The sequence below is a fragment of the Sphingopyxis sp. Soil_C_28 genome (genome assembly GCF_057657055.1).
Map to the genome: position 1 here is coordinate 50,520 of NZ_JBDGJE010000003.1, position 19,255 is coordinate 69,774.

Below are 19,255 nucleotides of genomic sequence, written 5' to 3' on the forward strand. Positions count from 1 at the left end.
CGAGCGGGAATTGTTGGCCGTCGCTACCAGCTTCCGAAACTCGCGTCCGACGGGTTCGCGCGGTGGAACGCGCGTTCCTTGCGGCGCCAGCCGTAACGGCGGCGTTTGATCAGCAACAGGCACGGCCATTCGGCGCTGCCGCTGCGCGCTGCAAGGCGGAATCCCTGTGCCCGGTACGCGGCGAGCACGGGCTCCATCTGGCGTGCAATCAGGCCCGCAAGGATGGCATGACCGCCGGGCGCGGTTGCGGCGGCGATATCGGGGGCCAGCGTGATCAGTGGCCCCGCAAGGATGTTCGCAATGACCAGGTCATAGGGAGCGCGATGCTTGATCGACGGGTGATTGGTCCCAGGCGCGACCGCCAGCGCGAGCCGTCCGCCGCCGCGCCCAAGCCGCACGCCATTGATGTCCGCATTGTCGCGCGTCACGAAAATGCTCGCAGGGTCGATATCTGACGCGATCGTCTTCGCACGCGGCCAAAGCGCCATGGCGGCAAAGGCGAGCAGGCCCGTCCCGGTCCCGATATCGGCGATATTGCGCGGGCTCGCGCCGCCGCGTGCGAGCCGGTCGAGCATGGCAAGGCAGCCTGCCGTGGTGTCGTGTCCGCCGGTGCCGAACGCCTGGCTCGCGTCGATCAGAAAGGACGTCGTTCCCACAGGGACGCGGTCGGCATAGCTGCTTGTATGAACGAAAAAGCGGCCCGCCTGCACGGGCTCCAGCCCCTGTTGGCTCAGTGTCAGCCAATCTTCCTCGGGCAGTTGCTCGACGATCGGCTTCTTGCCTCCGGCGCTTGGAACCAGCGCCTGCAAGATTTTCAGCAGCGCGGCGCTGGGTTTCTCCTCGACATACGCGTCGAGTTGCCATTCGCCGGCATCCTCGTCGATCTCGCGCGTGACCACCACCGGCGCTTCGGGCGAGGCATCGAGCTGCGGCATGTCGCCCGACAAGGCTTCGGCCTCGGCGCGGGTGCAGGGGAGGGAGACGATCCAGCTCATGCTCTAACGCACATAGCTCGCGCCATTCACATCAAGCACCGCGCCGGTCATCGATGCCGGCGCGTCTAGCGCGCACCACCGTGCCATCTCGCCGACCTCATCGGGCATCGCGACGCGGCCGAGCGGGATGTCGGCGAGCAGTTTATCGCCGCCGCGGCTGGACAGATACTCCTCGGCCATCCCGGTCATCGTAAAGCCGGGGCAGATCGCAAAGGCGAGGATACGATCCTTCGCATAGGCGCGCGCGATCGTCTTGGTCATCGCGACCATGCCCGATTTCGACGCGGCATAATGCCAGTGCGCCGGGCTGTCGCCGCGATAAGCGGCACGGCTTGCGATATTGACGATGCGGCCTTCGCATTTGCGCGCTTGCCAATGCAGCACCGCGCGGCGGCACAGCAACGCGCTCGCGGTCAGATTGACCTGCATCGTGCGGTTCCAGTTCGCGAGCCAGTCGGCGTCTTCGCTGCCCAGCGGGTTATCCTCGAACACCCCGGCATTGTTCACCAACACGTCGATGCGGCCATCAAGGCGGTCCAGGCTGGTCTGCCACAGTCTTTCTGGGGTTTCGGGGTTGGCGAGGTCGCCGTCGGCGCTCGATAACGCGACGACCTTTGTCCCATCGGTCGTCAGGGCTTCGGCGATCGCGGCGCCAATGCCGCGGCTCGCGCCGGTAATCAGGATATGCGTGCTCATGCCCTCGCCTTAGGCAGCGGGGCAGGGCTTGCCAAGCGGAGGAAGCTGGTGGTCTTACGCGACCCGGCGGCTGAACTCGCTCGCAGCTTGCTCCAGCTGTTGCAACCGGCCGCCCATCTTGGCGAATTCCTGGCTCAGCACACTGATTTCGCTCGCGACCATCCCCGAATCGTTGCGGATGCTTGCGATCGTCGACGACATCGAATCGGCGGCGAGCGCGGTTTCGTCGACCGCGGCGGTGATCGAGGTGACCGTCTGCGCCTGCGCATCCATCGCATCGCGGATGCGCTGTGCCGACCGCTGGACTTCGACGATTGTCTGCTGGATCGACTGGTTGGCCGAGACGGATCCGCGTGTCGCCTGCTGGATCGCAGTGATCTTGCCCGCGATATCGTCGGTCGCTCGCGCGGTTTCGTTGGCGAGGCTCTTTACCTCCTGCGCAACGACGGCAAAGCCGCGCCCCGATTCGCCCGCGCGCGCGGCCTCGATCGTGGCGTTGAGCGCGAGAAGGTTGGTTTGTCCCGCGATCTCGCGGATCAGGCCCAATATGGATTCGATCGATTCGGCGTGGTGCGACAGCGTCGCCGACATCGCGACCGCTTCGCCCGCCTGCTCCGACGCGCGCGTCGCGACGGTGGCGGAAGCTTCGACCTCGCTGCGTGCATCCTCGATCGCGCGGATCAGGCCCGCAGCGGTCGAGGCGGCTTCGCGCATCGCCATCGCCGATTGCTCGGACGCTGCGGCGACTTCGCTCGTTTTGGCGATCATGCCCTTCGCCGCCTGATCGGCCGAGGCGGCCTGTTTGGCGAGCTGTTCGCGCACCCCGTCGGTGTCCTGCACCAGCGAGGCGATCGAGCGGTCGAAATCGCCCGCGAGCGTCAGCCGCTCGCTCGAAATGATCGCGCGGTCGAGCTTTTGCGCATAGCGGTGCATGATATCGAATTCGAGCAGGCCAAGCCGGTTGATCGCGCTTGTCAGCCGCGCCAGACGTTCGGCATCGCCGATGCACGCCTCGACCACATATTCGATCGTCAGCCGCTGGCTTTCGGCGATGCACGACATCACCGATGCGAGCGGCAGTTTTACGCGCCGCGCCATATGGGTGTTCTGGCATGCGATCGTCGCCACTTCCTGACCCGCGGCGTCGGCATATTTGGTGAAGGTGTGCCGCGCGCTGCCGCGAATATAGGAGTCGAGCAATTCGCCCTCGACCTGCCGGTCGACGCTGGGGAGCGCATTGAATGCGTCCCAATAGGCGGTCGCGACCGCGTCTTCGCGACCGGCGATGATCGCATGAATCTCCGCAGCATTGGCGGCAAGGCGGCCGTCGAGATCGTAAAGGGGAAAGCGATCGGCCATCGGCACCGGATCGATCTGCTGCTTATGAATCGGATTTTCCTTCACCATGATCCTGCTTCCCTGATCGATCCCGTAAAGACGCTAAGGATCTGTCGTCCGCATGCGTCTGCTAAACTGGTGAACGGGATATGCGGCGGAAGTGGTAAATTCGTCGTTAACCAGCAGCGGCAGGAACGGGATAGCCCTCGAACGCCTTGATCGTGCGCAGGGCAAAGGCGCTGTGCATCGCCGCGACCCCCGGCAGGCGCGACAGGCAATGGCGGTGCAGCCGGTCGAAATCGGCGACGTTGCGCGCCGCGACACGCAGCCGGTAATCCGACGCACCCGAGAGCAATTGGCATTCGAGGATTTCGTGGAAACTCTTCACCGCGCTCTCGAACGCCGTCAGCGCTTCCTCGCTCTGCGACGTCAGGCTGATATCGACGAAGACGTCGAGCCCAAGCCCGATGCTCTCAGGGTTCAGCCGCGCGGTGTAGCCGGTGATGATCCCCGCCGCCTCCAAAGCACGGATGCGCCGGTGGCACGCCGATGCCGAGAGGCCTACCGCTTCACCAAGTTCGGCGGCCGGGCGCGGGCCGCCGCGTTGCAGCAGGTCGAGCAACTTCACGTCAATCCGGTCAATCATTGTGCGCCCTTGGTCCATTTCACGCCAAAATCATGCGAGATTGTCGCGAAACCGGGAAGGATATGCAAGCACCTCTCGCGTCAAAACTGCTATATCTTCACCATGAGGCCGCGGCGATGCAAAGGCGCGACCGGCGGCAACGCAATGGAGAGCGAAGCATGATCATCGGCACCCCCAAGGAAATCAAAAACCACGAATATCGCGTTGGGCTCACCCCCGAAAGCGCGCGCGAGCTGCACGCCCACGGCCACCGCGTGCTCGTTCAGACCGGCGCCGGCGCAGGCATCGGCGCGCACGACCGTTATTATGTCGAAGCGGGCGCCGAGATCGTCCAGACGGCAGAAGAAATCTTCGCGCAGTGCGACATGGTCGTGAAGGTGAAGGAACCCCAGCCGGTCGAACGCGCGATGCTGCGCGAAGGACAGATCCTCTACACCTATCTCCACCTCGCACCCGATCCCGACCAGACGCGCGACCTGATGGCATCGGGCGCGGTGTGCATCGCTTATGAAACCGTCACCAGCCCGCACGGCGGTTTGCCGCTGCTGAAGCCGATGAGCCAGGTCGCAGGACGCATGTCGATTCAGGCCGGCGCAACCGCGCTCGAAAAGGCGCATGGTGGCCGCGGCGTGCTGCTCGGCGGCGTCCCGGGCGTCGCGCCGGGCAAGGTGTGCATCATCGGCGGCGGCGTTGTCGGCTTCAACGCGGCGCAGATGGCGGCGGGCCTCGGCGCCGATGTCACCATCCTCGACCGCGACCCCGAAGTGCTCGAACGCGTCGGCACCTTCTTCGAGGCGCGCGCCAAAACGCGCTTCTCGAACCGCGCCAACCTCGCCGAATGCGTGGCGGAGGCCGATCTGGTCATCGGCGCGGTGCTGATCCCCGGGGCCGAAGCGCCGAAGCTCGTCACCCGCGACATGCTCGGCACGATGCAGGCGGGCTCGGTCCTTGTCGACGTCGCGATCGATCAGGGCGGTTGTTTCGAGACCAGCCATGCGACCACCCACGCCGAACCCACCTATGTGGTCGACGGCATCGTCCATTATGCGGTCGCCAACATGCCCGGCGGGGTCGCGCGCACCAGCACCTATGCCCTCAACAACGTCACCCTGCCGCACGCGCTGCGCATCGCCGATCTGGGGTGGAAAGAGGCGCTCCGCCGCGACGTGCATCTTTCGCAGGGCTTGAACGTATGGAATGGTAAGGTAACGTTCGAAGCCGTGGCACAAGCCATTGGAACCGATTATGTGCCTGTCGAACAGGCACTCGCCTGACAACAAGGACATAAGAGAGACGATGACCGACCAAGCGCCACCTCCCCCGCCGCCGCAGGACGGCGACGAACAGGAAGAAAATGAAGTGCTGCGCGCCGCGCGCGAGCGTCGGCAGCAACAGGAAGCTGCCGATGCCGCCGAAGCCGCGGACAAGGAAGCGACCAAGGGCGAAAACGGCAAGCGCGGCTGGAAAACCGCGGCTGCCGCCGGTCTCGGCATCGGCTCGGCCGCAGTGATCGCTGCTTTGCTTTACGCGAACCGCGGCAAGATCAAGTGACGCATCGGCCCGTTCGGCGATGCTGAACGGGTTGGCAATGCATTATCCCGGGCTTGAGCCGGGATCGGGAAGGGCGGCCGCGTGCCGCCCTTTTGGTTGCCAGGGACTGTCGCCGAACCGCCCGAATTAATCCCCTATGCTCCTAAGCAATTGCATATCGCGGCTGGAAGGATTACCGGCACCGCATCGACCGTTTAGAGTCAAGACAGGGCTGATATGGCTGGCAACAAACCGAGCGCGCGTCCGCGCGCCCCGCATCTGCAAGTATATAAATGGACCCCCGCGATGACGGTCTCGATCCTTCATCGTGCGAGCGGCGACGGTCTTGCGATCGTCGGTGCAGGCATGTTCCTCTGGTGGCTCGGTGCACTGGCGGCCGGGCCCGACGCCTATGCGGCGTTCGTCGCCTGCGTCTGGCACGATCCCAGCCCCGAAGTGGGCCTGTTTCACCAGATCACCAATGTTCTTGGCAAGATCGTGCTGGTCGGGCTGACCTGGGCCTTCTTCCAGCATCTTTTCTCGGGGCTGCGCCATTTCGTGCTCGACACCGGTGCGGGCTATGAACTCAAGACCAACAAGCTCTGGTCGATCGTCGTGATCGCCGCGGGCGTGCTCGCGACCGCCGCGACCTGGCTCTTTATCATGGCAGGGGCACTCTGATGGGCAATGGCACGCACATGGGCAAGGTCCGCGGGCTCGGCTCGTCGGGGCATGGCTCGCAGCATTGGCTGCAACAGCGGCTGACCGCGCTCGGCAACATCCTGCTCGTCGGCTTCCTCTTCGTCTCGCTGATCCGGTTGCCGCTCGGCGACCATGCCGCGGTGCTGCGCTGGGCAACAAACCCCAGCGTCGCGCTCGCGCTGATCCTGATGGTGGTCAGCGTCTTCTGGCACCTGCGTCTCGGCCTGACGGTGTTGATCGAGGATTATATCCACGGCGAGGCGACCAAGCTGTTGTCGCTCGTCCTTCTCAACTTCTACGCGATCGGCGGCGCCGCTTACGGCATTTTCGCGATCGTTCGCATTGTATTGGCGCCCCTGTCCGTCGCGCCGGGGGGCATGTGACATGACCGAAGCCTACAAGATCATCGACCATATCTATGACACCGTCGTCGTCGGCGCTGGCGGTTCGGGCCTGCGCGCCACGATGGGCAGCGCCGAAGCGGGGCTCAAGACCGCGTGCATCACCAAGGTGTTCCCGACGCGCAGCCACACCGTCGCAGCGCAGGGCGGCATCGCGGCATCGCTCGGCAATAATTCGCCCGACCATTGGCAATGGCATATGTACGACACCGTCAAGGGCTCCGACTGGCTCGGCGATCAGGACGCGATCGAATATATGGTCCGCGAAGCGCCGCAGGCGGTGTATGAGCTGGAACATGCCGGGGTGCCCTTTTCGCGCAACGCCGACGGCACGATCTATCAGCGTCCGTTCGGCGGCCATATGCAGAATATGGGCGAAGGCCCGCCGGTCCAGCGCACTGCGGCGGCGGCTGACCGTACCGGCCATGCGATGCTCCACGCGCTGTACCAGCAGTCGCTGAAGTATGACGCCGACTTCTTCGTCGAATATTTCGCGCTCGACCTGATCATGGAAAATGGCGAGTGCCGCGGCGTCATCGCTTTGTGCATGGACGATGGCAGCGTCCACCGTTTCCGGTCGCAGGCCGTGGTGCTCGCGACCGGCGGTTATGGCCGCAGCTATTTCACCGCAACCTCGGCGCACACCTGCACCGGCGATGGCGGCGGCATGGTGCTTCGCGCCGGCTTGCCTTTGCAGGACATGGAGTTCGTCCAGTTCCACCCGACCGGCATTTACGGCGCCGGGGTGCTGATCACCGAAGGCGCGCGCGGCGAGGGGGGGTATCTCACCAACTCCGAAGGCGAGCGGTTCATGGAACGCTATGCCCCGTCGGCAAAGGATCTGGCCTCACGCGACGTCGTGTCGCGCTCGATGGCGCTCGAAATCCGCGAAGGCCGCGGCGTCGGCCCGCACAAGGACCACATCTACCTGCACCTTGATCATATCGATCCTGCGGTGCTCCATGAACGCCTGCCCGGCATCACCGAAAGCGGCAAGGTATTCGCGGGCGTCGACCTGACGCGCCAGCCGTTGCCGGTCGTTCCGACGGTTCATTATAATATGGGCGGCATCCCCTGCAATTATCATGGCGAAGTCGTGACTTTGGGCAAGGACGGCCCCGACACCGTCGTCCCCGGCCTGTTCGCGGTCGGCGAAGCCGCGTGCGTGTCGGTCCATGGCGCGAACCGCCTCGGCTCGAACAGCCTGATCGATCTCGTCGTCTTTGGCCGCGCGACCGGGCACCGCCTGCGCGACATCATCAAACCGGGTGCGGCGCAGCAGGCGCTTCCCAAGGACAGCGCCGACCTCGCGCTCGGCCGTCTCGACCATTTCCGCAACGCCAATGGCGGTTCGCCGACGGCAGAGATTCGCCTCGAAATGCAGCGCGCCATGTCGGCGCATGCCGCGGTGTTCCGCACCGACGAGCTGATGGCTGAGGGTAAGGAAAAGCTGACCAAGACCTATCAGCGGATGAACGACATCGGCGTTACCGACCGCAGCCTGATCTGGAACACCGACCTCGTCGAAACGCTCGAACTCGACAATCTGATCAGCCAGGCGACGGTGACGATGCATTCGGCGTTCAATCGCAAGGAAAGCCGCGGCGCCCACGCGCACGAGGATTTCCCGAACCGCGACGACGCGAACTGGATGAAGCACACGATCGGCTGGTTCGATGGCTGGGGCGGCAAGGGCGGCGGCGTCCGCCTCGATTACCGCCCGGTCCACGAATATACGCTGTCCGACGATGTCGAATATATCAAGCCGAAGGCGCGCGTCTATTAAGACGGGTGAACTGACAGCTTAGCCTTCATTTCGGCGAAGGCCGGGATTTACCGCTGCGTCTTGATTGTTCGGGACTATGGTCTTCGCAGGCCAGCGCAAGCGGCGTTATTCGCCGAGGATGTCGTCAACCGGATTGAGGTCGGAGAAAGGCTTCTCGACATTCTGGCCCATGATCCAAAGCTTCTGGCACGCGATGGCGAAGAACATCAGCGCGATCGTCCAGACGATGAAAGTCTTGCGAGCGACCCAGCGGCGCTCGGCTTCGGCCGCCTTGGCGCGGGCCTTGTGATCGATGCCCAGCTCGCCCTCGAATTCGGCAACAAGCTGTGCGCGGCGGGTACGCGAAATATTCGCGATACTCGCGTCACTTTCATCGCTTGTCGATCGGCGAGTCGCCATAGTTTCACCTTGGCCCCAGCTAGTCCTGGCCCCCGGATATAACGCCCAGCCCCTGCCAATTGGTTAACCCGGTACGCTCAATCGGGCGCAACGCCGATTAATTTTATGCGGGCGGACGCACCTCGCAGCAGCGTCAGATCGCGCGGCGGGCGGCCGAGCGCCGCGGCGAGCAGGCGAAGTACGGCGTCGTTCGCGGCGCCATCAGCGGGTGGGGCGGTGACGCGGAGCTGCACCATGTCCGCCTCGACTCTCACCTCGTCGCGGCTCGCGCCCGGCGTGACCCGCACCGCAATCCGCCCCGATGCGGCGAGTGCGCGCAAGGCTTCGGTCAGTGCGGGGTCGGGCCGGTATTTCAGATCGTGACGACCAGCTTGCCTACCGCGCTGCGGTCGCCCAGCTTGGCGATCGCCTTGCCGCCGTCGGCAAGGGCAAAGCTTTCGGTGACCCGCGGCTTGATCTTGCCCTGTTCCCACAGCTGGAACAGCCGCGCGATATTGGCGCGGTTGCGGACCGGCTCGCGCGCGACGAAGGCGCCCCAGAAGACCCCGGCAACATCACAGCTTTTCAGCAGGGTCAGGTTGAGCGGCAGGCGCGGGATGCCCGCGGGAAAGCCGACGACAAGATAGCGGCCTTCCCAGGCGATCGAGCGCAGCGCAGGCTCGGCATAATCGCCGCCGACCGCGTCATAGATGACGTTGGCGCCGTTCGGACCGACCGCCGCCTTGAATTTTTCGGCGAGCGCCTTCGACGCATCCTTGTCGAAGGGTTGATAGCCATAGACGACAACCTCGTCAGCGCCGGCTTGGCGTGCGATCTCGGCCTTGGCTTCGCTCGACACGCCCGCGACGACGCGCGCGCCGAATGCCTTGCCGAGCTCGACCGCCGCGATGCCCACGCCGCCCGACGCGCCAAGCACGAGCAATGTGTCGCCCTCGGCAATGTGGCCGCGATCGACGAGCGCGTGGATGCTGGTGCCATAGGTCATCAGCAACGAGGCTCCTTCGGCGAAATCATGCGCTTCGGGCAAATGATAGACATTGTGGACGCCAACCGCGACGGCTTCGGACATGCCGCCATTGCCGCAGCCCGCGAGCACCCGGTCACCGACCTTGAACTCGGTCACGCCTTCGCCGACCTCGGCAACCAGCCCCGCGACTTCGCCGCCCGGGGCAAAGGGGCGTTCGGGGCGGAACTGATATTTATCCTCGATGATCAGCACGTCGGGGAAGTTGACCGCACAGGCCTTCACATCGATCACGATCTGGCCCTTGCCTGCGGTCGGGCGCGGCAGTTCGCCGAGCGTCAGCGTTTCGGGGCCGCCGGTTGCGGTCGACAAGAGAGCCTTCATCATCTTCTCCTTTTGTGGTGTTTTTATCAGCCTTGGAATTCTGCCGGGCGCAGCCACGGACGATCCGCGTCGAGCTTCGTCTCGTAGGCGCCGATCGCCGCGTCGCTCTTTTCGGTCAGCGAAATCTCGTCGAGCCCGCCGAGCAGGCACATCTTGCGGAACGGATCGATCTCGAAGGAGAAGCGGTCCTGAAAGGGCGTCGTCACAGTCTGTGTGTCGAGGTCGACGTGCACCGGGTCGGTCTGCGCAACCTCCATCAGCCGGTCGATGGCGGTTTGCGGCAGCACGACGGGAAGGATGCCGTTCTTTACCGCATTGCCCGAGAAAATGTCCGAGTAGGACGGCGCGATGACGACGCGTATGCCAAGGTCGCCAAGCGCCCACGCCGCATGCTCGCGGCTCGACCCGCAACCAAAATTGTCGCCCGCGATCAGGATCGGCGCGCCTTTAAACTCAGCGCTGTCGAACAGATTGTCGGGGTCGGCGCGCAGGCTTTCAAAGGCGCCGCGGCCCATGCCCTCGCGCGTCGTCGTCTTCAGCCAGTGCGCCGGGATGATGACGTCGGTGTCGACATTCTTGAGGCCAAACGGGATCGCGCGGCCTTCGACCTTTTCAATCGGGGTCATGCCATCAACTCCCGGACGTCGGTCAGCTTTCCGGTCACTGCGGCGGCCGCAGCCATCGCGGGGCTGACCAAATGGGTCCGCGCCCCCGGACCCTGACGGCCAACGAAATTGCGGTTGCTCGTCGAGGCGCAGCGTTCGCCTGCGGGCACCTTGTCGGGGTTCATCGCGAGGCACGCCGAACAGCCGGGCTCGCGCCACTCTAGACCCGCGTCGGTGAAGATGCGGTCGAGTCCCTCGGCCTCGGCCTGCGCTTTTACCAGACCCGATCCGGGGACGACGATCGCCCATTTGACATTGTCGGCCTTGTGGCGGCCCTTCAGCACCGCGGCGGCGGCGCGCAGATCCTCGATGCGGCTGTTGGTGCAGCTGCCGATGAAGATATTCTCGATCGCCACGTCCTGCATCCGCGTACCGGGTTCGAGGCCCATGTAAGCGAGCGACTTGGCCGCGGCACTTTGCTTCGACGGATCGGCGAAACTGTCGGGGGCGGGGACGACGCCGGTGATCGGCACGACATCCTCGGGGCTGGTGCCCCAGGTCACGCTGGGCGCGATATCGGCGGCGTCGATGACGACGGTCTTGTCATATGTCGCGCCCGGATCGGTCGCGAGGCTCTTCCAATAAGCCACCGCAGCATCCCAGTCGGCGCCCTTCGGTGCGTAGGGGCGCCCCTTGACGTAAGCAAAGGTCATATCGTCGGGCGCGATCAGCCCCGCGCGCGCGCCGCCTTCGATCGCCATATTGCTGACGGTCAGGCGGCCTTCGACCGACAAGGACCGGATCGCGCTGCCGGTATATTCGATGACATGGCCGGTGCCGCCCGCTGCGCCGATCACACCGGTGATGTGGAGGATGATGTCCTTCGCCGACACGCCGGGGCCTACTTCACCCTCGACGCGCACTTCCATCGTCTTCGACGGCTGAAGCAGCAAAGTCTGCGTCGCGAGCACATGTTCGACTTCGCTCGTCCCGATCCCGAAGGCGAGCGCGCCGATGCCGCCGTGGCAGGCGGTGTGGCTGTCGCCGCAGACGATCGTCGTGCCGGGCAGCGAAAAGCCCTGCTCGGGGCCGACGACATGGACGATACCCTGCTCGGGCGCGACCGCGTCGATGTAGCGGATGCCGAATTCGGGCGCGTTGGTTTCGAGCGCTGCCAGCTGCGCCGCGCTTTCGGCGTCGGCGATCGGCAGTTTCTTGCCCGCGGCATCGAGTCGCGCCGTCGTCGGCACATTATGATCGGGCACCGCGAGCGTCAGATCGGGGCGGCGCACCGTGCGCCCGTTCGCGCGAAGACCTGCAAACGCCTGCGGGCTGGTGACTTCATGGACGAGGTGGCGGTCGATGAAGATCAGGCAGGTGCCATCGGGGCGCTGTTCGACGACATGCGCGTCCCAGATTTTCTCATAGAGGGTGCGGGGCCGGGTCATGCGGATCACTTAAGCTGCCCGCATAACAATGCAAGCGAGTGGGAAGCAAAAACGCAATTTTCGGTCGCGCCGATTGCGGTGGCCGCGCAGGCGTGAGCGGCCTATATTCCACGCATGTCGATCGTTGCCATCATCATGCTTGTCCTCGCCACAGTGGTCGCGATGGAGGGCGTCGCCTGGGCGAGCCACAAATATATCATGCATGGCTTCGGCTGGGCGTGGCACCGCGATCATCATGAGCCGCATGACCGCTTGCTTGAGAAGAACGACCTGTTCGCGATTTTCGGCGCCGCGATGAGCATTTCGATGTTCGTCGTCGGCAGCCCGATGATCATGGGCGCCGCGGCGTGGGAGCCGGCGACGTGGATCGGCCTTGGCATCCTCTTCTACGGCATCATCTATACGCTGGTGCACGATGGGCTCGTCCACCAGCGCTATTTCCGCTGGGTGCCGCGGCGCGGCTACGCGAAACGATTGGTACAGGCGCACAAGCTCCACCACGCCACGATCGGTAGGGAAGGCGGGGTGAGCTTTGGCTTCGTCTTTGCGCGCGATCCGGCGAGGCTCAAAGCCGAACTCAAGGAACAACGCGCGGCGGGGATCGCGGTGGTGCGCGAAGCGCTCGCCGACTAGGCGGTGCGATAATCGGCGGTGATTGTGCCGGCGGCCATCAATTCTGCTTCATGACTTTCCTCGCGCCAGCTCTCGATCAGCGCTTGCCGTTCCCATTCGACCATCGCTGGTTGCACGAGCATATGATCGACCCACGCCTGACCCCTGCCAACATCGAGGCCATAGGTCCGGATGCGGAAGGCCACGGGCGCGAAGAAGGCATCGACCGCGGTAAGGCGATCGCCCGCAAGGAAGGGCCCGCCGAATCGCGACAGGCCTTCCGCCAGCAATTCGCGGATGCGTGCGATGTCGAGCCTCAGTGCGCCCGACGGGGGTTTCGGCGTGACGCGCACGCCGACGTTCATCGTGCAATCGTTGCGCAACGCCGAAAAACCGCTGTGCATTTCCGCCGCCGCGCACTGCGCCCAGGCGCGCGCGTCGGGATCGGCCGGCCATATACCCTCGTGCCGGTCGGCGAGATAGAGCGTGATGCCGAGCGAGTCGTAAACCGTCCGGCCTTCGTCGAGCAGCGCGGGCACCTGTCCGGTCGGCGAAAAGCTGCGAAACTCGTCATAATTGATCGGGTTGGAGAAGGGCTCGATCTGGTCCTCGAATGCGATGCCCAGCGCGCGCATCAGCACCCAGGGGCGGAGCGACCAGCTCGAATAATTCCGGTTGGCGGTGATCAGCACATACATGCTTCGCGCTCCTGTGCGATGATGGGCGAGGTATAGTCGGGATCGTGCGCAAACGGCAGTTCGGTGCCGCCGCGCAGCGCCGCCAGCACGCTGCCGAAGTCGCTTTGCGCGCGCCAGCCAAAGCGGCGCTCCGCGCGCGACGGGTCATAGACGCGGTCGATGGTCTCGGGGAGCACCCAGCCTCTGGCGGCATAAAGCTCGGCGGCGTCGGGATGGTAGCGCGCAATCACCGCGCGCGCGTCGCGCGCAAGCTCTTCGGCGTCCTCGCGCGCAAAGGGCGGCGGCGCCGAGAGGATGAAGGTGTCGCAGCCGATCGTCGGCGCGGCCTCGAGCGCCGCGAGATGCGCGGCGGCGGCATCCTCGACCGTCAAACGCCGGTTGAGCAGCTCATTCGCTTTCAGGTTCGGACCGCTCGGCACGGCATGCGTGTCATCATCCTCGGGGAAGAAGCGGCCGGTGCGCAGGATCGCGACCGCAATTCCATGCTCGCGGTGGACCAGCTTGCACGCCTGTTCGGCGGCGAGCTTGGTGATGCCATAGATGTTGCGCGGTTCGATCGGACCGAAATCCTCGTCCATCCACCACGCGCCGGCCTCGCCCGCGCCCTCGCGTACATCGGCGCGCACCATCAGCGAGGTCGTCGAGGTGAAGAGGAAGCGATCGTTGCCCGCCGCAACTGCCGCCTCGATCAGGTTCAGCGTACCGCTGACATTGACGTCGATGAACGCCTGCCGCGGATAACGAACGATGTCGGGCTTGTGCAGCGCGCCGCCATGGATGATCGCTTCGATCCCATACTCGGCCATCGTCCGGTCGATCAGCGCGCGGTCGGCAACGGTGCCGATCACCTGCGTGTGCGTGCCGGGCACGACGTCGAGGCCGGTGACCTGATGGCCGTTGCGGGTGAGCAAGGGGGCGAGATAGCGCCCCAGCCAGCCAGACGAACCGGTCAGCAGCACGCGCATCGATGATTCTCCTCTCGGCCTTGGAAGCGGTGCCTGATACACAGGCAGCGGGCGGGGGGGCAAGGGTGGGTTACCCTTTCGGAACCCCGGCAGCAGGGCTCGCAGCAGCGCCGCCCGCCGGTGGGGGCAATTCGCTGAGGTCGAGCCAGCCCGCGTCGTCGCGCTTGTGATAGCTGTCGATCACCGTGAACGGGATACGGAACGGAAATCCCCAATCGCTGTTCCACAGCGCAACGACGCCCGTCCGCGTGGACGGTTCGAAAATCATCGTCGCGCGATAGCCTTCGACCGCGCCCGAATGGCCCTCGAGCCGGCTGCCGCCATAGGTGAAGCTTCGCCAGCCGAGGCCATAGCCTGCTTCGCCCGTGGCAGCCCGCAAGGTGCCGCCATAGAGCCGCCCGGTGCCAACGCGCGGGCGATGGGCAAGCTGTAACACGGGACCCGGCAGCACATCGGGGCGCTTCCCCATCATCGCCTGCATCCATGTCGCGAAATCGACGATATCGCTCTCAACGCCCGCAGCGGCGGGAACGCGCCAATAGGCTTCCTTGATCGGGCGGACCTGCGCGCCGCGGTGCGGCTTTGCCCAATCCTTTGCGCCCGTCAGTCGTTCCTTACCATAGCCTGCGCTGACCATGCCGAGCGGGCGGAAAAACCGGTCCTCGACCGCATCGGGGAAAGACTCGTTCGCGGCCTGCGCCAATATCTCGCTCGCGGCGTCGAAGGCGACATTCTGATAGGTGTGGCAGGTGCCGGGTTCGCATTGCAGCGGTGCAAGGGCGAGGCTCGCGCGCAGCAACTGCGGGCTCTGCCCTTCCTCCAGCTTTTCGTCATAGGCATTCTTGGTGAGGCCCGTGCGTTGGGCCAGCAGATCGCCCACCGTGATCCGTCCCTCGGCCCCGCCGGGCAAGCGGAGCGACGTGCGCCAGCGGGAAACCGGACGGTCGAGGTCGAGCGCGCCGTCATTGGCCAGCGCCGCCGCGAGCGCGCCCGTCGCGGTTTTGGAAACCGAGGCCCAGCGGAACAGCGTCTGCGGCGTGACCGGCGCTCCGGTCGTTTTGTCGGCGACGCCATAGGTGCGGACGAAGCGCAATTCGCCGTCTTCGACCACCGCCACCGCCAGTCCCGCCATCTCGGGCCGCTGCGAGAGGGCTGTGAGTTGTCGATCGAGCGCACCATAGTCGATCCGACCCCGCCATTCCGCAGGCGTGTCGGGCAGGTTTTCAGGCGCCTTGATTGGGATTTCGACGCTGGCAAGCGGGTGCTTGCCGCCGAGCGCGTGAATGCCAAACCAGCCTACAAGTCCCAGCGCGATGATCGCGATGAGATATGTGAAAACCGGCTTCTTGGACTTGCGTTTAGACTGCGACCTCATAATTGGCCGTCGTCTTAGCCGCGACATCCGCTGCCGTCACCCCTCAGGGCGCAAGATGGTCCCACGCCTTGAACGTCCCGGCGGCATAAACCGCGCCATAGATCAAGACGATCAGCGACGACCAGATCGCGAAACTGTCGCTATGCTGCGGTCGCCACAGATGCAGCGGCACGAAAATCAGTCCGCGCAGCAGGTAGATAGCGGCGATGGCGATCAGCCCCGTCCGCAGCAGCGGCAGGCGCGGCAAGCTGCCCGCCCCCGAAAAGGCATAGGCGGCCCAGATTAGCAGGATCGCACCGATCGCCAGCGTAATCAGCGTCGGGCGCAGGTCGCCGCGCGCCGCCGCGCGCGCCATGCCCTCGCCAGCGCCGAAAAAGCGATACCAATCGGGACCGCCGAAAATGCAGGCGATGTGGAGCAGCGCGGCCAGAACCGACAGCCACCCGCCGACGATCAGCCAGGTGGAGCCGGGATTGGCCGCGACATTATGCAATATAATGCGCCGTCGTTTTCTTGGCGAGTTCCTCCGCCGTCACGCCCGGCGCAAGTTCGATCAGGCGGAACGGGCTGTCATGGTCTTCGCGCCGGAACACCGCGAGGTCGGTGATGATCATGTCGACGACATTCTTGCCGGTCAGCGGCAGCGTGCATGCGGGAATGAATTTCGGGCTGCCGTCCTTGGCATTATGCTCCATGACGACGATGATCTTCTTGACGCCGGCGACAAGGTCCATCGCGCCGCCCATGCCCTTGATCATCTTGCCCGGGATCATCCAGTTGGCGATGTCACCATTTTCGGCAATCTCCATCGCGCCCAATACGGTCAGGTCGATATGCCCGCCGCGGATCATCGCAAAGCTGTCCGACGATGAAAAATAGGCCGACTGCGGCAACTCGCTGATCGTCTGCTTGCCCGCATTGATCAGGTCCGGATCCTCGTCGCCTTCAAAGGGGAAGGGGCCGATGCCGAGCATGCCGTTTTCCGACTGGAGCGTGACGGTCATCCCCGCGGGGATATGGTTCGCGACCAAGGTCGGGATGCCGATGCCGAGGTTGACGTAATAGCCGTCCTGCAGTTCCTTCGCGGCGCGCGCCGCCATGTCATCACGCGTCCAGCTCATTGGCTTGGCTCCCATTGCTTGTCGGAGGGGAAGGCATCATCCCAGCCCAGTTTTTCCCACGGGCCGTAGACGGGGTTGGGAAAAAGGAACCAGCCCTTGTCCCAGAGTGCGGCGGCGCCCGCGCTGGTCGCGAGCGCCATGCGCGCCGCGGCAGGCAGGTCCTTGACGTTGAACTGCTGGCTGAAATCGCCAAGCTGGTCGCCGCCGAGAATGATCACGCAATATTTCGACGCGATCGTCGCGCGCCGCGGGTCCTTGCTCGACCCGCCGCTATCGTCGCCCATCAGGAACAACGTCTCGCCATGTTTGAATTCGCCAAGCCCGGCGGCGCGGAGCGTGTCTTCGCTGCCCTTGGCATTGGCGGCGCTGCGGTTCGTGTTGGCGATGACGGTGATGCCCGCTGCGCGGAGCTTGTTCACCATCTCGACCGTGCCGGGCATCGCGGCCGCTTTGCCCGCGCCGGTCTTTTCCCACTGGTCCCAGACTTTCACGTCGAACGCCGTGCCCTTTTCGGCGAAATAGCGCATCGGGCCGAGGTTCCAGATCAATGTTTCGTCGGCGTCGAACACCGCGGCGAAAGGCTTGTTGCCACACGGCTCGAAGGCCGGTGCGTCCATCGTCGCACCCGCGGCCAGGACGACGCTGTCCTTCGGCCGCTCCTTTATCCGCCACACGCCATAGTCGGCGATCCGTGCATTGGTCGCGCGCACGGCGACGGCGGCTTCGGGCGAGCCGTAGAGATATTGTAGCGCGACCGGCGGCTTTGCGGCCTCGGCGGGTGCGGCGGCGGGCGGCGGGGTCGTCGCGACCTCCGCCGGCGCGCTCGCGCAGCCGGCAAGCAACAGCGCACCCGTCAGGGCAAAGCCGCGCATCACGCGGCCTCGCGCGGACGCGTCGTGCGGAATTCGATCTTCTTGTCGTACGGCGCGCCGACGATCAGGCGCTTGACGTAAATGCCGGGCAGGTGGATCGCGTCGGGATCGAGGCTACCGACGGGGACGATTTCCTCGACCTCGGCGACGCAGATTTTCGCCGCGGTCGCCATCGGCTGGTTGAAGTTGCGCGCGGTTTTGCGGAAGATGAGGTTGCCGCTCTCGTCGGCTTTCCAGCCCTTGATGATCGCAAGATCGGCGAAGATGCCGCGTTCGAGGATATAATCCTGTCCGTCGAAATTCTTCACTTCCTTGCCCTCGGCCACCAGTGTGCCGACGCCCGTCTTGGTATAGAAGCCGGGAATGCCCGCGCCGCCCGCGCGGCAGCGTTCGGCGAGCGTGCCCTGAGGGCAGAATTCGACCTCGAGCTCGCCCGCCAGATATTGCCGTTCGAATTCCTTGTTCTCGCCGACATAGGACGAGATCATCTTCTTGACCTGCTTGGTGCGGAGCAGCTTGCCGAGCCCTTCGCCGTCGATCCCGGCGTTGTTGCTGGCGATCGTCAGATCCTTGGTGCCCGCGTCGCGGATCGCGTCGATCAGCCGTTCGGGAATGCCGCAAAGGCCGAAACCACCTGCGCAAATCTGCATGCCGTCAAACAGCAGGCCTTCGAGGGCGGCGGCGGCGTCGGGATATTGCTTCTTCCCCATGGGACGGCTCTCCTGAATGGTTTCGCGCGCGACCTTGGCGCATTTAATCCATCAATTCTAATTGTTCAATTTTTGGATTATATATAAACAATGTCTATCAATCGCGTCTCGCTCTATCATCTTGAAACCTTGCTGTGGATCGACCGGCTCGGTACCTTTTCGGCCGCCGCTGAGCGGCTCAACACCACCCAGCCGACGGTATCGGCGCGGATGCGCGAGCTCGAACAGCGCCTCGGCACCGCGCTGTTCCGCCGCGAGGGGCGCGCGATGTCGCTCACCGCGGCGGGACGCAAGCTCGTGCGCGACTGCGACCCGCTGCTCCGCGACATGCAGGTCGCGCTGCTCGGCAGCGGCGGATATGGCGAGGCGAGCGGGGTGGTGCGGATCGGTGCGGGCGAGATCGCGGCGGCGAGTTGCCTTCCCGCCTTCGTCGCGGGATTGAAGGCCGATATGCCCCATGTCGGGCTCGAAATCGAAATCGACCTTACCGCGAATCTGATCCAGCAGCTTCTGACCGGCCGCACCGACATCGCCTTTGCCGCGGGTCCGATCGCGCACCCGGCGCTGAAAACCAGCCCGATCGGCGCGGTCGAACTGGTGTGGCTCGCGAGTCCCACGGTCACATCGGCCTTTGCCGGAGGCGAGGCGGCGCTTCCCGTCTGGTCGCTCGCCAGCCATTCGCCGATCCACGGCCGGATGCGCGAGGCGATCGCCGCGTCGCGCATCGCGCAGAAGTCGCTCAACCTCTGCAACAATGCGCGCACGATGATCGACATTGCGAAAGCGGGCGGGGGCATCGGCATCTTCCCGCAGCCGATGGTACGCGGCGAAATCGCGAGCGGTGCGCTCGCCCGGATCGACGGCATGCCGACGCTCGCGCCGGTCGAGTTTCAGGTCGCGATGCGCGTCGCCGACACCGAACCCGTGCTCACGCAGATCTTCGAGCGCGCGGCGGAGCTGAACCTTGCTGAGGCGGTGGTTTGAGTCGACCGCCGGGTTTCACCGGAA

The 19,255-nt window shown here is 64.8% G+C and carries 23 protein-coding genes; 7 read left to right on the forward strand and 16 right to left on the reverse strand.

Annotated features, from left to right (window positions below; all coding sequences use genetic code 11):
• Window positions 1–23: 23 nt before the first annotated feature.
• From AC3A43_RS13660 to AC3A43_RS13675, 4 genes are all read right to left on the reverse strand, one after another.
• Entirely contained in the window at window positions 24–995 is a 972-nt protein-coding gene (locus AC3A43_RS13660) for a 50S ribosomal protein L11 methyltransferase (protein WP_487793102.1), read from the reverse strand.
• A gap of 3 nt (window positions 996–998) precedes the next feature.
• Complete coding sequence (locus AC3A43_RS13665; RefSeq protein ID WP_487793103.1) at window positions 999–1,691, reverse strand: SDR family NAD(P)-dependent oxidoreductase; 693 nt, start codon at window positions 1,689–1,691, stop codon at window positions 999–1,001.
• Window positions 1,692–1,745: 54 nt separating this feature from the next.
• Window positions 1,746–3,098 carry a methyl-accepting chemotaxis protein gene (locus AC3A43_RS13670; RefSeq protein WP_487793104.1) on the reverse strand — a complete coding sequence of 451 codons (1,353 nt, stop codon included), beginning with the start codon at window positions 3,096–3,098 and terminating at the stop codon, window positions 1,746–1,748.
• Window positions 3,099–3,204: 106 nt separating this feature from the next.
• Window positions 3,205–3,675 (reverse strand): Lrp/AsnC family transcriptional regulator, encoded by a 471-nt coding sequence (locus AC3A43_RS13675; RefSeq protein WP_487793105.1) that lies wholly within the window; start codon window positions 3,673–3,675, stop codon window positions 3,205–3,207.
• Between the two features lie 158 nt (window positions 3,676–3,833).
• Here AC3A43_RS13675 and ald point away from each other — a divergent pair, with 158 nt between their 5' ends.
• The 5 genes from ald (at window position 3,834) to sdhA (ending at window position 8,094) form a co-directional block, all read left to right on the forward strand.
• The gene (gene ald / locus AC3A43_RS13680) at window positions 3,834–4,949 is read left to right on the forward strand and encodes an alanine dehydrogenase (RefSeq protein WP_487793106.1); all 1,116 of its coding nucleotides are present in this window, start codon (window positions 3,834–3,836) and stop codon (window positions 4,947–4,949) included.
• A gap of 22 nt (window positions 4,950–4,971) precedes the next feature.
• The gene (locus tag AC3A43_RS13685; RefSeq protein ID WP_487793107.1) at window positions 4,972–5,226 is read left to right on the forward strand and encodes a hypothetical protein; all 255 of its coding nucleotides are present in this window, start codon (window positions 4,972–4,974) and stop codon (window positions 5,224–5,226) included.
• Between the two features lie 216 nt (window positions 5,227–5,442).
• Complete coding sequence (gene sdhC / locus AC3A43_RS13690; protein ID WP_487793108.1) at window positions 5,443–5,886, forward strand: succinate dehydrogenase, cytochrome b556 subunit; 444 nt, start codon at window positions 5,443–5,445, stop codon at window positions 5,884–5,886.
• On the forward strand, window positions 5,886–6,290 hold the full coding sequence (gene sdhD, locus AC3A43_RS13695; RefSeq protein ID WP_487793109.1) for a succinate dehydrogenase, hydrophobic membrane anchor protein: 405 nt from the start codon (window positions 5,886–5,888) through the stop codon (window positions 6,288–6,290). Before sdhC ends, sdhD begins: the two co-directional genes overlap by 1 nt.
• Window position 6,291: 1 nt before the next feature.
• On the forward strand, window positions 6,292–8,094 hold the full coding sequence (gene sdhA, locus AC3A43_RS13700; RefSeq protein ID WP_487793110.1) for a succinate dehydrogenase flavoprotein subunit: 1,803 nt from the start codon (window positions 6,292–6,294) through the stop codon (window positions 8,092–8,094).
• Between the two features lie 105 nt (window positions 8,095–8,199).
• Here the strand turns inward: sdhA and AC3A43_RS13705 are convergent, their stop codons facing one another.
• The 5 genes from AC3A43_RS13705 to leuC all read right to left on the reverse strand — a co-directional run bounded on the left by AC3A43_RS13705 (window position 8,200) and on the right by leuC (window position 11,894).
• On the reverse strand, window positions 8,200–8,493 hold the full coding sequence (locus AC3A43_RS13705; RefSeq protein ID WP_487793111.1) for a hypothetical protein: 294 nt from the start codon (window positions 8,491–8,493) through the stop codon (window positions 8,200–8,202).
• A 77-nt stretch (window positions 8,494–8,570) separates the two neighbouring features.
• Window positions 8,571–8,813: a DUF167 domain-containing protein gene (locus AC3A43_RS13710; RefSeq protein WP_487793112.1), complete on the reverse strand. Its 243-nt coding sequence runs from the start codon at window positions 8,811–8,813 to the stop codon at window positions 8,571–8,573.
• 32 nt (window positions 8,814–8,845) lie between these two features.
• Window positions 8,846–9,841 carry an NADPH:quinone oxidoreductase family protein gene (locus tag AC3A43_RS13715; RefSeq protein ID WP_487793764.1) on the reverse strand — a complete coding sequence of 332 codons (996 nt, stop codon included), beginning with the start codon at window positions 9,839–9,841 and terminating at the stop codon, window positions 8,846–8,848.
• A 26-nt stretch (window positions 9,842–9,867) separates the two neighbouring features.
• Window positions 9,868–10,467 carry a 3-isopropylmalate dehydratase small subunit gene (leuD, locus tag AC3A43_RS13720; RefSeq protein WP_487793113.1) on the reverse strand — a complete coding sequence of 200 codons (600 nt, stop codon included), beginning with the start codon at window positions 10,465–10,467 and terminating at the stop codon, window positions 9,868–9,870.
• Window positions 10,464–11,894, reverse strand: coding sequence for a 3-isopropylmalate dehydratase large subunit (gene leuC, locus AC3A43_RS13725; RefSeq protein ID WP_487793114.1), 1,431 nt, complete (start codon window positions 11,892–11,894; stop codon window positions 10,464–10,466). The genes leuD and leuC overlap by 4 nt, the downstream gene beginning before the upstream one ends.
• 114 nt (window positions 11,895–12,008) lie before the next feature.
• Between leuC and AC3A43_RS13730 the strand changes: the two genes are divergently transcribed.
• On the forward strand, window positions 12,009–12,527 hold the full coding sequence (locus tag AC3A43_RS13730) for a sterol desaturase family protein (RefSeq protein WP_487793115.1): 519 nt from the start codon (window positions 12,009–12,011) through the stop codon (window positions 12,525–12,527).
• Here AC3A43_RS13730 and AC3A43_RS13735 read toward each other — a convergent pair.
• From AC3A43_RS13735 to AC3A43_RS13765, 7 genes are all read right to left on the reverse strand, one after another.
• Window positions 12,524–13,204 (reverse strand): glutathione S-transferase N-terminal domain-containing protein, encoded by a 681-nt coding sequence (locus AC3A43_RS13735; protein WP_487793116.1) that lies wholly within the window; start codon window positions 13,202–13,204, stop codon window positions 12,524–12,526. The two genes, AC3A43_RS13730 and AC3A43_RS13735, sit on opposite strands and share 4 nt — an antisense overlap.
• Window positions 13,192–14,169, reverse strand: coding sequence for an NAD-dependent epimerase/dehydratase family protein (locus AC3A43_RS13740; RefSeq protein ID WP_487793117.1), 978 nt, complete (start codon window positions 14,167–14,169; stop codon window positions 13,192–13,194). Before AC3A43_RS13740 ends, AC3A43_RS13735 begins: the two co-directional genes overlap by 13 nt.
• Before the next feature lie 70 nt (window positions 14,170–14,239).
• Window positions 14,240–15,544 (reverse strand): serine hydrolase domain-containing protein, encoded by a 1,305-nt coding sequence (locus AC3A43_RS13745; protein WP_487793118.1) that lies wholly within the window; start codon window positions 15,542–15,544, stop codon window positions 14,240–14,242.
• A gap of 43 nt (window positions 15,545–15,587) precedes the next feature.
• Window positions 15,588–16,037, reverse strand: a complete 450-nt coding sequence (locus AC3A43_RS13750) for a hypothetical protein (RefSeq protein ID WP_487793119.1) — start codon at window positions 16,035–16,037, stop codon at window positions 15,588–15,590.
• Window positions 16,030–16,665 carry a CoA transferase subunit B gene (locus tag AC3A43_RS13755; protein ID WP_487793120.1) on the reverse strand — a complete coding sequence of 212 codons (636 nt, stop codon included), beginning with the start codon at window positions 16,663–16,665 and terminating at the stop codon, window positions 16,030–16,032. Before AC3A43_RS13755 ends, AC3A43_RS13750 begins: the two co-directional genes overlap by 8 nt.
• Complete coding sequence (locus AC3A43_RS13760) at window positions 16,662–17,537, reverse strand: HAD family acid phosphatase (protein ID WP_487793121.1); 876 nt, start codon at window positions 17,535–17,537, stop codon at window positions 16,662–16,664. Before AC3A43_RS13760 ends, AC3A43_RS13755 begins: the two co-directional genes overlap by 4 nt.
• A complete protein-coding gene (locus AC3A43_RS13765; RefSeq protein WP_487793122.1) occupies window positions 17,537–18,247 on the reverse strand; it encodes a CoA transferase subunit A in 711 nt (236 codons plus the stop codon). The genes AC3A43_RS13760 and AC3A43_RS13765 overlap by 1 nt, the downstream gene beginning before the upstream one ends.
• Window positions 18,248–18,337: 90 nt before the next feature.
• Between AC3A43_RS13765 and AC3A43_RS13770 the strand changes: the two genes are divergently transcribed.
• On the forward strand, window positions 18,338–19,231 hold the full coding sequence (locus AC3A43_RS13770; RefSeq protein WP_487793123.1) for a LysR family transcriptional regulator: 894 nt from the start codon (window positions 18,338–18,340) through the stop codon (window positions 19,229–19,231).
• The last annotated feature ends 24 nt before the right edge of the window (window positions 19,232–19,255 follow it).

Coding starts and splice junctions, on each gene's coding strand:
- AC3A43_RS13670 (WP_487793104.1), bottom strand. CDS start 3,098: ATGGTGAAGGAAAATCCGATTCATAAGCAGCAGATCGATCCGGTGCCG.
- AC3A43_RS13745 (WP_487793118.1), bottom strand. CDS start 15,544: ATGAGGTCGCAGTCTAAACGCAAGTCCAAGAAGCCGGTTTTCACATAT.
- AC3A43_RS13665 (WP_487793103.1), bottom strand. CDS start 1,691: ATGAGCACGCATATCCTGATTACCGGCGCGAGCCGCGGCATTGGCGCC.
- AC3A43_RS13730 (WP_487793115.1), top strand. CDS start 12,009: ATGTCGATCGTTGCCATCATCATGCTTGTCCTCGCCACAGTGGTCGCG.
- AC3A43_RS13755 (WP_487793120.1), bottom strand. CDS start 16,665: ATGAGCTGGACGCGTGATGACATGGCGGCGCGCGCCGCGAAGGAACTG.
- sdhC (WP_487793108.1), top strand. CDS start 5,443: ATGGCTGGCAACAAACCGAGCGCGCGTCCGCGCGCCCCGCATCTGCAA.
- AC3A43_RS13660 (WP_487793102.1), bottom strand. CDS start 995: ATGAGCTGGATCGTCTCCCTCCCCTGCACCCGCGCCGAGGCCGAAGCC.
- AC3A43_RS13735 (WP_487793116.1), bottom strand. CDS start 13,204: ATGTATGTGCTGATCACCGCCAACCGGAATTATTCGAGCTGGTCGCTC.
- AC3A43_RS13765 (WP_487793122.1), bottom strand. CDS start 18,247: ATGGGGAAGAAGCAATATCCCGACGCCGCCGCCGCCCTCGAAGGCCTG.
- AC3A43_RS13715 (WP_487793764.1), bottom strand. CDS start 9,841: ATGAAGGCTCTCTTGTCGACCGCAACCGGCGGCCCCGAAACGCTGACG.
- AC3A43_RS13705 (WP_487793111.1), bottom strand. CDS start 8,493: ATGGCGACTCGCCGATCGACAAGCGATGAAAGTGACGCGAGTATCGCG.
- AC3A43_RS13770 (WP_487793123.1), top strand. CDS start 18,338: ATGTCTATCAATCGCGTCTCGCTCTATCATCTTGAAACCTTGCTGTGG.
- AC3A43_RS13685 (WP_487793107.1), top strand. CDS start 4,972: ATGACCGACCAAGCGCCACCTCCCCCGCCGCCGCAGGACGGCGACGAA.
- leuD (WP_487793113.1), bottom strand. CDS start 10,467: ATGACCCCGATTGAAAAGGTCGAAGGCCGCGCGATCCCGTTTGGCCTC.
- ald (WP_487793106.1), top strand. CDS start 3,834: ATGATCATCGGCACCCCCAAGGAAATCAAAAACCACGAATATCGCGTT.
- sdhA (WP_487793110.1), top strand. CDS start 6,292: ATGACCGAAGCCTACAAGATCATCGACCATATCTATGACACCGTCGTC.
- AC3A43_RS13740 (WP_487793117.1), bottom strand. CDS start 14,169: ATGCGCGTGCTGCTGACCGGTTCGTCTGGCTGGCTGGGGCGCTATCTC.
- leuC (WP_487793114.1), bottom strand. CDS start 11,894: ATGACCCGGCCCCGCACCCTCTATGAGAAAATCTGGGACGCGCATGTC.
- sdhD (WP_487793109.1), top strand. CDS start 5,886: ATGGGCAATGGCACGCACATGGGCAAGGTCCGCGGGCTCGGCTCGTCG.
- AC3A43_RS13675 (WP_487793105.1), bottom strand. CDS start 3,675: ATGATTGACCGGATTGACGTGAAGTTGCTCGACCTGCTGCAACGCGGC.
- AC3A43_RS13760 (WP_487793121.1), bottom strand. CDS start 17,537: ATGCGCGGCTTTGCCCTGACGGGTGCGCTGTTGCTTGCCGGCTGCGCG.